Source organism: Streptomyces sp. NPDC043726 (genome assembly GCF_056436565.1).
Genome location: NZ_JBWKCI010000011.1, coordinates 106,151 through 119,952 on the forward strand (window position 1 = coordinate 106,151; position 13,802 = coordinate 119,952).

13 protein-coding genes are annotated in these 13,802 nt (G+C 72.5%); 7 read left to right on the top strand and 6 right to left on the bottom strand.

Annotation, left to right across the window (positions count from 1 at the left end):
* Positions 1-18 precede the first annotated feature (18 nt).
* Positions 19-495, bottom strand: a complete 477-nt coding sequence (locus AC068Z_RS29925) for a carboxymuconolactone decarboxylase family protein (RefSeq protein WP_478562371.1) — start codon at positions 493-495, stop codon at positions 19-21.
* Between the two features lie 47 nt (positions 496-542).
* Between AC068Z_RS29925 and pdxR the strand changes: the two genes are divergently transcribed.
* The 4 genes from pdxR (at position 543) to AC068Z_RS29945 (ending at position 6,287) form a co-directional block, all read left to right on the top strand.
* Entirely contained in the window at positions 543-1,964 is a 1,422-nt protein-coding gene (gene pdxR / locus AC068Z_RS29930; RefSeq protein ID WP_478562374.1) for a MocR-like pyridoxine biosynthesis transcription factor PdxR, read from the top strand.
* A gap of 198 nt (positions 1,965-2,162) precedes the next feature.
* Positions 2,163-4,532, top strand: coding sequence for a PEP/pyruvate-binding domain-containing protein (locus AC068Z_RS29935; RefSeq protein ID WP_478562377.1), 2,370 nt, complete (start codon positions 2,163-2,165; stop codon positions 4,530-4,532).
* On the top strand, positions 4,529-5,446 hold the full coding sequence (locus AC068Z_RS29940; RefSeq protein ID WP_478562380.1) for a hypothetical protein: 918 nt from the start codon (positions 4,529-4,531) through the stop codon (positions 5,444-5,446). Before AC068Z_RS29935 ends, AC068Z_RS29940 begins: the two co-directional genes overlap by 4 nt.
* A 136-nt stretch (positions 5,447-5,582) precedes the next feature.
* Positions 5,583-6,287, top strand: a complete 705-nt coding sequence (locus tag AC068Z_RS29945; protein ID WP_478562383.1) for a protein-tyrosine phosphatase family protein — start codon at positions 5,583-5,585, stop codon at positions 6,285-6,287.
* A gap of 101 nt (positions 6,288-6,388) precedes the next feature.
* Here the strand turns inward: AC068Z_RS29945 and AC068Z_RS29950 are convergent, their stop codons facing one another.
* Positions 6,389-6,643, bottom strand: a complete 255-nt coding sequence (locus tag AC068Z_RS29950) for a DUF397 domain-containing protein (protein ID WP_451724737.1) — start codon at positions 6,641-6,643, stop codon at positions 6,389-6,391.
* Complete coding sequence (locus AC068Z_RS29955) at positions 6,644-7,504, bottom strand: helix-turn-helix domain-containing protein (protein WP_478562386.1); 861 nt, start codon at positions 7,502-7,504, stop codon at positions 6,644-6,646.
* A 202-nt stretch (positions 7,505-7,706) separates the two neighbouring features.
* On the opposite strand from AC068Z_RS29955, the gene AC068Z_RS29960 reads away from it, so the two are divergent.
* The 3 genes from AC068Z_RS29960 (at position 7,707) to AC068Z_RS29970 (ending at position 10,852) form a co-directional block, all read left to right on the top strand.
* The gene (locus AC068Z_RS29960) at positions 7,707-8,300 is read left to right on the top strand and encodes an ATP-binding protein (RefSeq protein ID WP_478562389.1); all 594 of its coding nucleotides are present in this window, start codon (positions 7,707-7,709) and stop codon (positions 8,298-8,300) included.
* Between the two features lie 32 nt (positions 8,301-8,332).
* The gene (locus AC068Z_RS29965; RefSeq protein ID WP_478562392.1) at positions 8,333-8,725 is read left to right on the top strand and encodes a hypothetical protein; all 393 of its coding nucleotides are present in this window, start codon (positions 8,333-8,335) and stop codon (positions 8,723-8,725) included.
* 258 nt (positions 8,726-8,983) lie between these two features.
* On the top strand, positions 8,984-10,852 hold the full coding sequence (locus AC068Z_RS29970) for an ABC transporter ATP-binding protein (protein ID WP_478562986.1): 1,869 nt from the start codon (positions 8,984-8,986) through the stop codon (positions 10,850-10,852).
* 16 nt (positions 10,853-10,868) lie between these two features.
* Here AC068Z_RS29970 and AC068Z_RS29975 read toward each other — a convergent pair whose 3' ends face one another.
* The 3 genes from AC068Z_RS29975 to AC068Z_RS29985 all read right to left on the bottom strand — a co-directional run bounded on the left by AC068Z_RS29975 (position 10,869) and on the right by AC068Z_RS29985 (position 13,346).
* Positions 10,869-11,051, bottom strand: a complete 183-nt coding sequence (locus AC068Z_RS29975) for a hypothetical protein (protein WP_478562395.1) — start codon at positions 11,049-11,051, stop codon at positions 10,869-10,871.
* A gap of 144 nt (positions 11,052-11,195) precedes the next feature.
* Positions 11,196-11,885 (bottom strand): DUF899 domain-containing protein, encoded by a 690-nt coding sequence (locus AC068Z_RS29980; protein WP_478562398.1) that lies wholly within the window; start codon positions 11,883-11,885, stop codon positions 11,196-11,198.
* Positions 11,886-11,993: 108 nt separating this feature from the next.
* Complete coding sequence (locus AC068Z_RS29985) at positions 11,994-13,346, bottom strand: amidohydrolase (RefSeq protein WP_478562401.1); 1,353 nt, start codon at positions 13,344-13,346, stop codon at positions 11,994-11,996.
* Positions 13,347-13,802 lie beyond the last annotated feature (456 nt).

The following is a 13,802-nucleotide window of genomic DNA, read 5'->3' on the forward strand; positions in this document are numbered from 1 at the left end:
CCGGGGCGAGCGGGAGCGTTACCGCTCGTCCGTCCCCGCCACCTTGCCCGTCGACAGGGCCACCCGGTTCCAGGTGTTGATCGTGAAGATCAGGGCCAGGACCTGGGCCAGCTCCTGCTCGTCGAAGTGGGCCGCGGCCTCGGCGTAGACGGCGTCCGGAACGCCGCCGGCGGAGACCATAGTGACCGCCTCGGTCAGGGCGAGGGCCGCCTGTTCCTTCTCGGTGAAGAAGTGCCGGGCCTCGCGCCAGACCGCCACCATGTGCAGCCGGTCCTCGGTCTCACCGGCCTTGCGGGCGTCGTTGGTGTGCATGTGCAGGCAGTACGCGCAGTTGTTGAGAAGCGAGGAGCGGATCTGGACGAGCTCGACCAGCGTGGGGTCCAGGCCCTCGCGGGCGGCGGCGTCGAAGCCGATCAGGGCGCGGAAGACCTTCGGGGCGGTCTTCGCGAGGTTCAGGCGGGTCTGGGTCGGCGTCGAGATCGTGTTCGTCGTCATGAGTCATAACCTACGGCCGCGATAGACCCACTGTAGGGTGCATTTTCGTGTCCGAATCATGGGTCAATTCCGCCGAGCGGATCGGCGCCGATCTGCATCTGGAGCTGTCCGGTCCGGGTGGTCGCCGGGCCGCCCTGATCCGGGCCCTGCGCGACGCCGTGCGCGATGGCCGACTCGCACCGGGCACCCGGCTGCCGCCGTACCGTTCGCTCGCCGCCGACCTCGGGGTCGCCCGGAACACGGTGGCCGACGCGTACGCGGAGCTGGTCGCCGAGGGCTGGCTCACCGCCCGCCAGGGCTCGGGCACGCGCGTGGCCGCCCGCACGGAACCCCCTCGACACGCCGGGCAGGGACCCGGAACGACCCCTCCACGCGCGCGTGGCCCGCGGCACGATCTGCGGCAGGGCACCCCGGACGTGTCGGGATTCCCGCGCGTGGAGTGGCTCGCCTCCTACCGGCGGGCCGTCCAGCAGGCGCCCAACGAGGTGTTCGGGCCCGGTGATCCCGCCGGGCGCGTGGAACTGCGCGAGGCGCTGGCGGAGTACCTGGCACGCGCGCGTGGCGTGCGCTGCGCCCCGGACCGGATCGTGGTCTGCTCCGGCTTCGCCCACGCGCTGCGGCTCCTCTTCGAGGGCCGCGTGCTGCGCGGTCCGCTGGCCGTGGAGGCGTACGGCCTGCCCTTCCACCGGGATCTGCTCACCGGCGCGGGAGTACGGACCGTGCCGCTGCCGCTCGACGAGGACGGCGCCCTGGTGGACCGGCTGGGCCGGGAACGCGGAGCCCTGCTCACGCCCGCGCACCAGTTCCCGACCGGCGGGCCGCTGCACGCCACGCGCCGCGCCGCGGTGATCGACTGGGCGCGCGCGCGTGACGCGGTGATCGTGGAGGACGACTACGACGGGGAGTTCCGCTACGACCGCAAGCCCGTCGGCGCCGTGCAGAGCCTCGACCCCGAGCGGGTGATCTTCGTCGGTTCGGTGAGCAAGAGCCTGTCCCCGGCGGTGCGGCTGGGCTGGATGGTGCTGCCGGAGCGGTACGTCGAGGGCGTGCTCGCGGCCAAGGGCGAGCGGGAGGCCTGGGCGAGCGTGCTGGACCAGCTGTGCCTCGCCGACTTCATCACGCGTGGGTCGTACGACCGTCATGTGCGGCGCATGCGGCAGCGGTACCGCGGCCGTCGGGACCGGCTGGTCGCCGCGCTCGCCGAGCGGGCGCCGCACATCGAGGTGACCGGGGTGGCGGCCGGGCTGCACGCGGTGCTGCGGCTGCCGCCGGGGACCGAGGAGGCCACCGTCGCGCGGGCCGAGCGGCTCGGGCTGGCGCTGGACGGGCTCGCCGCGTTCCGGCATCCGCAGGCCGCGGAAGCCGCCGTACCGGTACGGGACGGGCTGGTCGTCGGCTGTGCGACGCCCCCGGAGCACGCCTACGCGGCGGCCCTGGACGCCCTCTGTGCAACTTTTCCTGATCCGTAAATCTCTTCCGGAGTGTCCGAAAAGTGGCTTCCGGGCTACATGGATCCGAACAGCAGTGGGATCATCGAATCAGGAGGCGAACCGCTGTCGCGTCCCCTCGGGCCCGGCGGTGGTCCGTCCCATCCTTCGTTCCGCCGTCAGGCGCAGGGCCCACCCCGCGCGTCCCCCCTGTTGGCGGCCGGTCCTGGAGGGTGCTCGATGACGACGCTCGACGAACGTCACGGAGAAGGCGCGCGCGACGGGGAAGAGCCCCGGGGCGAGGTGGTCCTCGGTCTGGTGGAGACCTACGGCCCGGCCACCGTCCCGCTGAGCCGGCCCCTCGCCGCCGTGCCGGCCCGCGCCGGGTCCAAGGCCGCGCGTCTCGCCCGCGCGGCCGGCGCCGGACTGCCGGTGCTCCCGGGCTTCGTGATCCCGTACCGGGCCGAAGGCGACCCGCATTCCCTGCGCCGGGCCTGGCAGGCACTGTCCGACGGCGGCAGCCGGCCGCTGGTCGTGCGGTCCTCCTCGCCGCAGGAGGACACCGAGGACTCCTCGCTGGCGGGCCAGTTCGCCTCGGTGCTCGACGTCCGCGGCTGGCGGGACTTCCGTACGGCCGTCCGCACCGTGCTGGAGTCGGCGCGCAGGCCGGACGGGTCCACGGCGCCGATGGCGGTGCTGGTGCAGCCGATGCTCACCGCGCGGGTCGGCGGGGTGCTTTTCGGGGCCGATCCCGTCGAGGGGCGGGCCGACCAGATGCTCGTCAGCGCCGTGCGCGGCGGCCCGGACAGCCTGGTCAGCGGCGCACAGGCGGGGACCAACTACTGGCTGAGCGGACGCGGGCGCGTGCTGCGGGCCGAGCCCGCCGAGGTGGACGGGCCGCTCACTCGGAGCGAGCTGTTCCGCCTCGCCCGGCTCGCGCGGCGGGCCCGGCGGGTGTTCGGCGGGCCCCAGGACATCGAGTTCGGGTTCGACGCGGACGATCGGCTGTGGCTGTTCCAGAGCCGTCCGATCACGGCGATGGCGGCCCGTCCGGCCCGCGGGGCGCGGCTGCTCGGTCCCGGGCCTGTGGCGGAGACGCTGCCGGACCAGCTCCAGCCGCTGGAGGAGGACCTGTGGGTCGCGCCGATGGCCCGCGGTCTCGCCGCCGCGCTCGACATCGGCGGCACCGCGCCGCGCCGGCTGCTGCGGGCGGCGCCCGTGGTCACCACCGTCGGCGGACGCGCCGCCGCTGATCTACGGCTGCTCGGCGCGGTGCCGCCCAGGCACCGGTGGCTGACGCTGCTCAACCCGGCGCCGGGGGCGCGCCGGCTCGCGGCTGCCTGGCGGGTGGGACGCCTGGGCGCCGCGCTGCCGGGTCTGGCGACGGACCTGGTGGCGGACATCGACCGCAGGCTGGCCGAGGTGCCGGCGCCGACCGGCCTCTCCGCCACGGAGCTGACCGACGAGCTGCGCTGGACCCGTAGGGCCCTGGTCTCCCTGCACGCCCAGGAGGCCCTCGCGGGCGCGCTGCTGCCCGAGTCGCCGACCGGACGCACGGCGGCGGGCACGGCACTGGCCGCGCTGGCGGCGGCCCGCGCGCGGGGGGTACCCGACGAACGGATCGTCGCGACGGATCCGGTGGTACTGGCCCTGACGGGACCGAGCCTGCGGGGCCGGATACGCCTGCCGAAGCCCTCCCCGTCTTCCCCTCCCTCCCCGCCCTCCCCGCCCTCCCCGGACGGCCGGATTCCGACGCCGATCCCCGGCCAGGCCGACCCGGACACCGACACGAACCGGCTCAGGAACGCGAGGGGTGCCGCACCGGCACCGGCACCAGCGCCGACACCAGCTCCAGCACCGGCACTGGCACCCGCTCCAGCACCAACCCAAGAACAGCCCGGACGGCCACCGAACGGCCTCGGCACTTCCCGCGAGCAGAGCGGCACCGCTGGGACAGCCGACCGCCTCGGCACCGCCGTACGCACCCCCGCCCCCCTCGCCCACCGCTCCCCCGCCCGAACCTCCCCCTCCGCCCTCCCGCCCCGCGAAGCCCTGCGGCTGCGCATCCGCTGGGTGCAGGAGCTGCAGGTACGGCTCGTTCGGGAGGTCGCCCGGCGGGCGGGGCTGGAGCCGGACCGCGTCGGGCTGCTGCGCTGGGCGGAGCTGGTCGCCGCCCTGCGCGGGGACGGTCTCCCCGCCGACGTCGACCTGCGCTCCCCGGCGCCCGCCTCGCCCCCGCTCCCCGACACCTTCCGGCTCGCGGACGGCGGAGTGGTCGTCGCCGAGCGGACCCGGGGCGCGGGCAACGGCATGCGTGGCGTGTCCGGCGGGCGGGCGGTCGGTACGGCCTGGGACGGCCTGGGGCAGCGCCCGGCGGACGCGGTCCTCGTCGTACGCACCCTCGACCCCGCCCTCGCCCCGCTGCTGCCCGGCCTGACCGGACTGATCGCCCAGACCGGCAGCCCGCTCTCCCATCTGGCGGTGCTGGCGCGGGAGTTCCGCCTCCCCGCGGTCGTCGGAGCCGCGGACGCGGTCCGCCGGTTCCCGGTCGGCACCCGCCTGACGGTCGACGGGACGGCGGGTGACGTACAGCTGGGGGACGAGTCATGAGGAAGATCGCGTACGTCTTCGGCGGGCTCGCCGCCGCCGGGGCGGGCACGTACCTCGTGATCTACCTGTACCGGTGGCAGTGGCAGCGGGCCATGATCTGCGGCGTGCTGCTGCTGGTGGTGGAGGTGATGCTGTTCGGTCTGGTGCTGCTGGGACGCATGGCGCGCATCGAGGAGCGGCTGCGCGACAGCGACCGCCGGCAGCGCGAGCTGGCCGCCCGGCAGGAGGACGCGCTCGCCCGGCTGCGCTCGGCGCCGGAGCCGGAACGCACCGCCGACGGCCGGTTCCGCTGGCTGGACGAGCCGGCCGAGCGGACGTACGTCTTCGTACCGGTGCTGATGGTCGCCGGTGTCGCCCTGTCGGGGATCGCCTGGGTCGTCCAGCGGATCGCGTCCGCCACCGCGAGACCCGCCGAGCGACGGCTCGCCGGCCGGCTGGCGGTGCTCACCGCGCCCGACCCGGTCACGCCCGGCGATCTGGAGGACCTGCCACCGGTCGGCGCCCCGCCGCCCCGGGGGCGCACGGCACGAGCCGTCGCCGCCGGCGTCGTCGGTGCCGCCCTGCTGGCCGCGCTGATCGTGACGCTGGCCGACCTGACCCAGACCAGGGAGGAGCGGGCGGACGACAGCGCGGCGACCTCGGTGCTGGTCCAGGTCGATCTCCGGGGCGACGACATGACCGAGGCCCGCCGCACACTGGCCGCGCAGCAGGTCTGGGAGCGCTGCCGGGACTCCACGTCGGTCCCGCTGAACCACGCGACGCTCGGCGAACTCGGGGACGGCCTGTACGCCGGAGTCGTGGAGCCCGCCCTCACCGAGCACGACCGGATGCGGCTGCGCGGCTGCCTGGAGGACGCGACGCTGGAGCGCGCGAGCCTGACTGTCGTAGGCATCGGAGATGCCGAGAGGGAGTGAGCAAGGGGCGCGGCGTCCGAGATGCACGGTCATGACAAATGAGATATACCGCACAAAACGGACGTAAGCCGTGAACGATCATCATACCGGGGTACTCTGCCTTAGCGCCCACGTCCCCTAGTCCCCCGGGTCGCTCATGGCTGTTCTCACCGCAACTCTGCCCCGCCCTGCCCTCCAGAAGCGCCCGCTGTCACAGCGTGCCGTCCGGGCCATCGCCGGCTTCGTCATCGCCTACCTCGCGATGTGGGCCGTCGGCGCGGGAGGCATTCTCGGTCTCTCGTACTGGGCCAAGGCAGAGACCCCGGCACCCGCCGGAACCCGCACCGTCCAGGGAGTCCACAACTTCCAGCCCGTCAGCTCCGACGGCAAGCTCTGGCGCGGCGCCGCCCCCTCACCCGCGGGCTACCGCGAACTCGCGAGCATGGGCTTCGCCACGGTGGTCGACCTGCGCGCCGAGGACCTGAGCGCCAAGCAGCTCGCCGGGCCCGGCAAGGCCGGTCTCGACGTCGTACGGGTGCCCATCCGGGACGGCCAGACGCCGACGTCCCAGCAGGTCAACCAGCTGCTGGACGTGGTCAAGAACGCGTCGGGCCCGGTGTTCGTGCACTGCGGCGCGGGAGTCGGCCGTACCGGCACGATGGCCGCGGCTTATCTCGTGAAGACCGGTGAGGAGTCGTCCGCCGGAGCGGTCCGGCGCAACCTCGCGGTCGGACCGCCCTCGATCGAGCAGATCTACTACGGACTGAACCTCAGCCCGAGCAAGGCCGAGCAGCCTCCGCTGCCGGTAGTGGTGGTCAGCCGACTGGTGGACGCCCCGCGGCGGATCATGTCCTGGTTCTGATCGGTCATCAACTCGGCGTCGCAGCCATCAGCTCGGCGTCGCGGCCATCAACACGGTGTCGCAATAGGGCAATAATCAAAGAGCAAGAGCAAGAGCCGAGCCTAGGAGAGCAGGAAGTCCGCCTCCCCCGCCTTGGCGCCCTCGATGAAGGCCGTCATCTCGGCGGTGGTGTAGATCAGCGCCGGCCCGTCCGGGTCGGTCGACTGACGGACGGCGATCCGCCCGTCGGCAAGCTTCATCGCCTCCAGGCAGTTCCCGCCGTTGCCGCCGCTCCACGGCTTGTGCCAGCCCTCGCTGCCCAACTCCCGCGCGGGCATGCCGTTGTAGACGTGTATGCGCGGCTTGATGCGATCCATTCACAGCTCCTTGCGGAGATCCCGGAGGATCTCCTTCGTGCGATGTGCCGTAGCGGCCTGCGCCGCCATGCGGTCCATGACCTCGAGGAAGGTCGCCACCTCGGGGCGTCCGTCCAGGTAGACGGCGCCGGTCAGGTACTCGCTGTAGACCATGTCCGGCAGTTCTGACATGGCGAATCGGAACAGCACGAAGGGCCCGTACGTGCCGGGGTGCGGTCCGCTCTCGAAGGGGGCGACCTGCAGCGTCACGTTGGGCAGCTTCGTCACCTCGAGCAGCCGGTCGATCTGGGCACGCATCACCTCCGGACCGCCGACCTGGCGGAGCAGCACGGTCTCGTCCATGACGACCCACAGGTGGGGGGCCTCGGGACGGGTGAGCAGGTCCTGTCGTTGCATGCGCAGCGCCACATGGCGCTCGATGTCGTCGGGCTTGGTCTGACCGATGGCGCCCGACCGCAGCACCCCGCGCGCGTAGTCCTCGGTCTGGAGCAGTCCGGGCACGAAATGGGGCTCGTAGGACCGGATGAGGCTCGCGGCCCCCTCCAGGCTGACGTACATCGAGAACCAGCCCGGCAGGATGTCGTGGAACCGCTGCCACCAGCCGGGTCTGTTGGCCTCCTCGGCCAGCTGCACGAAGGCTTCGGCCTCCTCGTCGCCGACGCCGTAGGCCTTCAGCAGCAGCTGGAGGTACGGGATCTTGAGGGAGACCTCGGCCATCTCCATACGGCGGACGGTGGCGGGGGCGACACGCAGGACGCGGGCGGCCTCCTCACGCTTGAGCCCTGCGCGTTCCCGCAGGTCCAGCAGGCGCCGGCCGAGGACGACCTGGCCGACCGTCGGCGCGGACCGCGGCTCGCTCACGCTCCCACCTCCACCCAATGAATGCTGACAGCCCTGCGGCGCCATTCGAAGACCTATTCGAAGATCTGAGCAGATCTCCGCGATCCCAATTGGCGCCGCTCGACAAGCTGTTGCGAGCAGTGTGCCACGGCCGTCCACCGCGTCACACAGCACTCTGCAATTTTCAGAGTGACACTTGCCAAGTGTTCACGGCGGGGCGATAGTGGCAAGCGTGATTCCGTCCGCGCCCTTAGGAACAGACGCCGCCGTAGGCCCGCTCGGCCTCGGTGCCGCCACGGCAGTGGGCCCCCAGAGGGGTCCCGCCGAGCGCCGGTTCCGCTTCGAGCTGGCCGCACACCCGGGTTCCCCCGCGCAGGCCAGACGCCTGACGAGGGCCCGGCTGACCGGCTGGTCGGTCTGCGAGGACACCTGTGACACGGCGGCCCTGGTGGTCTCCGAACTCGTCACCAACGCCATCGTGCACACCGCGAGCAGGCACGTCGTCTGCGAGCTGCACGACGGTGACGAACGGGTGCGCATAGCCGTGCGCGACCAGGGTTGCGCACCGAGTGAGCCCCACCCCGCCGCGCGGCGGGCCGACGAGGAGCGCGGGAGGGGACTGCTCCTGGTCGACGCCCTCTGTGAGGCCTGGGGCGCGCATGAGCACGGCCCCGGACTGCTGGTCTGGGCGGAACTGCCCCGCACGACCCGGGAGGACACCGGGCCCCGGAACGACCTGGGCTGGGGGGCCCGGCCGAAGCCCGGTGGACCGGGCGGCGGATCCGACGGCGACGACGAGGACGGGGGACCTGCGTGAGCGTCATGTCCGGCGGCAGTCAGGTACTGAGCATGGACACACTGGTCCGACTGCACCGCGGACTCGCTCCGCAGGGTTCGCCGGTCCGGCTGGCGATGCCGGACGGCATGACCGCGCCGCTCGGGTGCGACGCGGTGGCCGTGCCCGCCCGGCTCGGCCCGCTGATCCTGCCCCGCCTGCCTCATGCGGGATGTGTGTACGCCGATGAGGCCTACTGGTGGTGGATCGTTCCGGCCGACTCCGACTACGCGCTGGCGTGGCCCGAGCCGACCCGGTACGTGACCGGGGCGCTCGTCTCGGACGCGGTGCGGCTGATCCACCGGCCCGAGGGATCGGTGCCGTACACCCCGCCGATCCCCCTGTATCTGGCCCTCTGCCGGTTCACCGGCGTGGCGCCCTCGTGGTCGCGGCAGGTCAGCGCGTAGCCGACCGCACTGGTCGCGGCAGGTCAGCGCCTAGCCGACCGCAGGCACTGGTCCCAGCAGGTCAGCGCGTAGCCGACCGCACGGGCCCCGGCACCTCGGCGCCTGGACGACTGCGCCCCTGTTTGCGCCCTAGCCGCCCGGCCTTCGCGCCGCGATAGTGGCTCTCCTGGCTTCGGGGGAGGCGACGTGGGAAAACGGGACGCGGCCGAGGTGTCCGAGTCCGAACGGCTGCTCTTCGGAGGGCCCCTGCGCTACGACATGGGGTGGAACCAACACCGGGACGCGTTCCTGGAGTTGAACTTCCGCTCCATGCTCACGCGCCTGCCCGGGCTGCTGACCTCCAGTTTCCGGCTCGCCTGGCAGGCGGACCGGAAGGCCGCGCGGACCGTGCTGGCGGCCGAGGTCGGCCGGGGGCTCGCGCAGGCCGTGAGCCTGCTCGCCGTGAACAGCGTGCTGGGGCGGCTGCTCGGCGACGAGCCGATCGGGGACCGGCTGCGGGCGGCCGTACCGGCGCTCGTCACCCTGGCCGCCGTCATGCTGGTCGGGGCGCTGCTGCGGGCCGCGTCGACGTACTCCACCGGACGCCTGGAGCCGAAGGTGGAGCGCGTGGCCACCGAGCGGTATCTGGAGCGGGCGGCCGCCGTGGAGCTGGCCGCGATCGAGGACCACGCCTTCCACAAGCTGCTGGACACCGCGCAGTACGGCGCCTCCTCCGCCCGGCGCATGATCTCGTACAGCGCGCGCGTGGTGAACGCGATGATCTCGCTGATCGCGGCGGCCGGCGTGCTCACCGTGCTGCACCCCGCCCTGCTCCCGCTGCTCGCCACGATGACGCTGCCCAGCGCCTGGAGCGCCCTGACCAACGCCCGCCGCCGCTACGAGTCCTTCCACACCTGGGTGCAGCACGCCCGCGCCGGCCATCTGATCAGCGGACTGCTCACCGAACCGGCCGCCGCCCCGGAGATCCGGGTGCACGGCGTCGGCCCGTTCCTGCTTCGGCACTACCGGGCCATGTCGGAGACGGCCGAGGCGGAGCAGGCGAGGCTGGCCCGCCTCGCGGCCCGCACCGGGCTGATCGCGGCGAGCTGGACCGGACTCGCCACGGTGGCGACGTACGCGACACTCGGCGGGCTGCTGCTGACCGGGGCGATGGCGCTGGCCGTGGCCGGAACGGCGGTGATCGCCATCCGGACGGGCTCCGCCAGCCTGGACAGCCTGGTGCTGGAGATCAACCAGCTGCACGAGGAGGCCCTGTTCGTCGGCGATCTGCAGCGGCTGTACGTCGAGGCGGCCGAGCGGGCGATCCCGGCCGGCGGTGAGCCGCTGCCGGAGGAGCCTCGGGAGATCCGCTTCGAGAACGTCACCTTCGGCTACCCCGGCGAGTCCACCCGCCCCGCCCTCGACGACGTCACCCTCACCCTGCCGCTCGGCCGCATCGTGGCGCTGGTCGGCGAGAACGGTTCCGGCAAGACCACCCTGGTCAAGCTGCTGGCGGGCCTGTACACGCCGGACCGGGGCCGGATCCTGTGGGACGACGTCGACGCGGCCGGCGCCGACCGGCACCAGCTCGCCGAGCGCATCGCGATGGTGGCCCAGGACTTCAAGCGGTGGCCGTTCACCGCGCGGGTCAATGTCGCCGTAGGCCGCTCGTCGGCTCCGCTGACCGAGGAGCGGCTGGCCGACGCGGTGGCCGCGGCCGGGGCGGAGGAGGTCGTGGCCGATCTGCCGCGCGGCCTGGACACCCTGCTGGCCAGGCAGTTCAACGGCGGGCACGAGCTGTCCGGCGGACAGTGGCAGCGGCTGGGCATCGCCCGGGCCGCATACCGGCGCGGCCGGATCCTGATCGTGGACGAGCCGACGGCCGCCCTGGACGCACGGGCCGAGCTGGAGGTCTTCGACAAGATCCGCGCCCTGGCCTCGGCCGGGCAGACCGTCGTACTGATCACCCACCGGCTGGCGTCCGTCCGCCACGCCGATCTGGTGCATGTGCTCGACCAGGGCCGTCTGGTGGAGTCCGGCACCCCCGACGAGCTGCTGGCGGGCGGCGGACTGTACGCGGAGCTGTACGCGCTCCAGGCCGACCAGTTCACGACCCGCGTGCCCGCGCGGGAGGCGAAGGCGGGCTGAAACCCCGCCCGTGGCCTCAGGCAGCCACGTCCACGGCCGCGTCACCGCGCACGATCACCAGGAAGGTGTCCGACGCCAGGTCCATCACGACCTCGGCGTTCAGTCCCTCCCGACGCCTCGCCTGTGCGAACTCCTCCGCCGGCCACGAGCCTCGCGGACCACCGGCGGGAAATCGCTCGATCACCGTTCGCCCGTTCACCTTGCACCTCCATCTAGCGCTGTACTCGAAGAGTTAAACGCCGACGACGGGGTGAACGCCTCGCGAAGTGACGGTACTGAGACATTGTTGACACGTGGCCACCGCAGAATGTGAGGCGGATCTCAGCTTCGGTTACCTTTCGCGTCAGTCCTCGTACTCGTCGTGATACCGGATGCGTTCACTGCCCGCGGGCGCGCCCAGGGACGACGCGCGCCCCTTGGGCTCCTCCCACTCCTCCTGCCGGCCGAGCGCGGTCAGATCGAGGAAGCTGGTGGTCGAGCCGAGTCCGTCCAGTCCGCGCTCAAACGTCGAGTAGGTGTGGAACACCCGGTCGCGTTCCCTGAGAAAGCAGCTCACGCCGGGCCTCTCTACTAGTTCCCCGTCGTGCTCCGATGTCACGTCGAAGTCGAGGTTGAACTCGTTCCCGTACGACGAGAACCAGGGCAGCGTCCAGCCCATCCGCGCCTTGAACGGCAGGATCCTGGTGTACGGCGCCCTGGAGACCGCCACGAACGAGGTGCCGCGGGCGTGCAGATGGGCGAGATGTCCGACCTGGTCCAGGAAGGCCGAGCAGCTGCGGCAGCCGGCGTCCCACTCGGGCGCGAACATGAAGTGGTACACGACGAGTTGCCGGCGCCCCTCGAAGAGGTCGAGCAGGGTGGCCTTGCCGTCGCCCCCCTCGAAGACGTACTCCGTGTCGATCTCGACCATGGGCAGCCGGCGCCGCTCGGCGTTCAGCGCGTCACGCGCGCGTGTGGCTGCCTTCTCCCTGACCAGTAACTCCTCGCGCGCCGCGCGCCACTGGGCACGCGAGACGATCTCCGGAAGCGACATGGGCTCCTCCTGTGCGACGGTCCTTCCGGGTGGTGACCGTCGGCAGGAGCGGAACTCATCGCTCGGTCCCAAGATTTTTTCGGTACGCCGCTCAGGACCCGGCCGGTCTCAGGTGCCGTACTCCTGGATCCGCCTGCCGTGGCTCCGGTCGAGGAGACCGGGCAGGCGCTCCCCCAACTCCCGTACGACCGCCGCCACATCCAGCGTCAGCAGCTCGCGGTCACGCATCAGGACGCGGCCGTCGACGATCGTGGTGCGTACGTCCGAGGAGCGGGCGCTGTGCACCAGGGTCGCCGCGAGGTCGTGAACGGGCTGGGTGTGCGGCCCGGTGAGGTCGACGAGGACGATGTCGGCGCGGCGGCCGGGCGCGAGGGTGCCCGACCGGTCCCCGAGCCCGACGGCTTGGGCGCTCTGGAGCGTCGCGTGATGCAGGGCTTGACGGGCGGTCAGCCATCGCGGGTCACCGGTGGCCGACTTCTGGATCAGCGCGGTGAGCGCCATCGACTCCCAGACGTCGAGGGAGTTGTTGGAGGCGGCGCCGTCCGTGGCGAGTCCGACCGGGATGCCGATCTCGCGCAGGGCGCGCACCGGAGTGGTGTTGGGCCAGGCGAACTTGAGGTAGCCACGGGGCGCGGTCGCGACGGAGACCCGGCCGCCGGCCTCCCGGAGAAGAGGCAGATCACGGTCGAGGATCCCGGTCCCGTGCGCGATGAGGACGTCGGTGTCGAGGATCCCGGTGCGCTGGAGCACGCCGATGGGGGTGACGCCGTGCCGTTCGAGACTGGCCTCCGTCTGATCGCGGTTCTCGGCGGCGTGGAGATGGACGGGCAGCCCGTGTTCACGGGCGAGCTCGGCGGTGGCGGCGAGGTCGGCGTCGGTGACGGTGTAGGGGGCGTGCGGGGCGAGCGCGGTGGTGATACGGCCGCCCGCGCCCCCTCGGTGCCGGAGCGCGAACTCCAGTGAACGCTCCCGCCCTTGAGGTCCCTGGGAGGAGAAGAAGGCCTCACCGAGGTGGGCCCGCAGCCCGCACTCCTCGACCACGGCCGCGACGGCGTCCATGGCGAAGTAGTGGTCGGCGAAGCAGGTGACCCCGGCCCGGATCATCTCGGCGCAGGCGAGCCGCGCCCCCAACTCCACGTCCCGCTCGGTGAGGTTGGACTCGATCGGCCAGACGACGTCGTTGAACCACTCCTCGGTCGGCAGATCCTCGGCGACCCCGCGCAGCGCGACCATCGGCGCGTGGGTATGGCAGTTGACGAGCCCCGGCAGGGCGACCTGCCCACGGGCGTCGATCCGTTCGAGGGCGGACACCCCATGGACCTCAGCGACGCTGACGACGGCCGCAACGACTCCATCCCGAACGACGATCGCGGAGTCCTCCAGGAACCGGATCCGCTCGCGGTCGTCGTGCGTCAGCACGGTGCACCCGGTGATGATGAGCTCGGCGACGGTCGGCGTCATGCGGCCAACGTACGACGGTGTACGGGCACGGTGTGAGCCGAACCGCGCATGTCGTCATCACCCTGCCGCGGCCCTCGCGATTCGAGCACCTTGGCCGCCCAGGCCGCCGTGATCACGGAACGCACCCGACGCTGCTCGGAGTGCCTGCGGTCGGCGATGTGGCGGCACCAGGGGACCTGACGGGCCTGGTGGCCGGCGCGTGGCACACGGCGGACTCCGAACACACAGACGGGCGGGGAGACGCGGGCGGCGGTCCGCGGCTTGCTGGCGGTGGAGGCGGGGCCGCTGCGGCTGGCGGTCTGCCATCTGAAGTCAAAGAGACGGCCCTGCGCGCACTCGCGGACGATCCACCGGGCAACCACGGCAGGCACCACCCTCCCCACCCCTCCATCGCTCCTGGCCCGAGCCCGCCAGGACAAACCGGGCTCGGGCCACGCACCGGTGTGGATACGACTC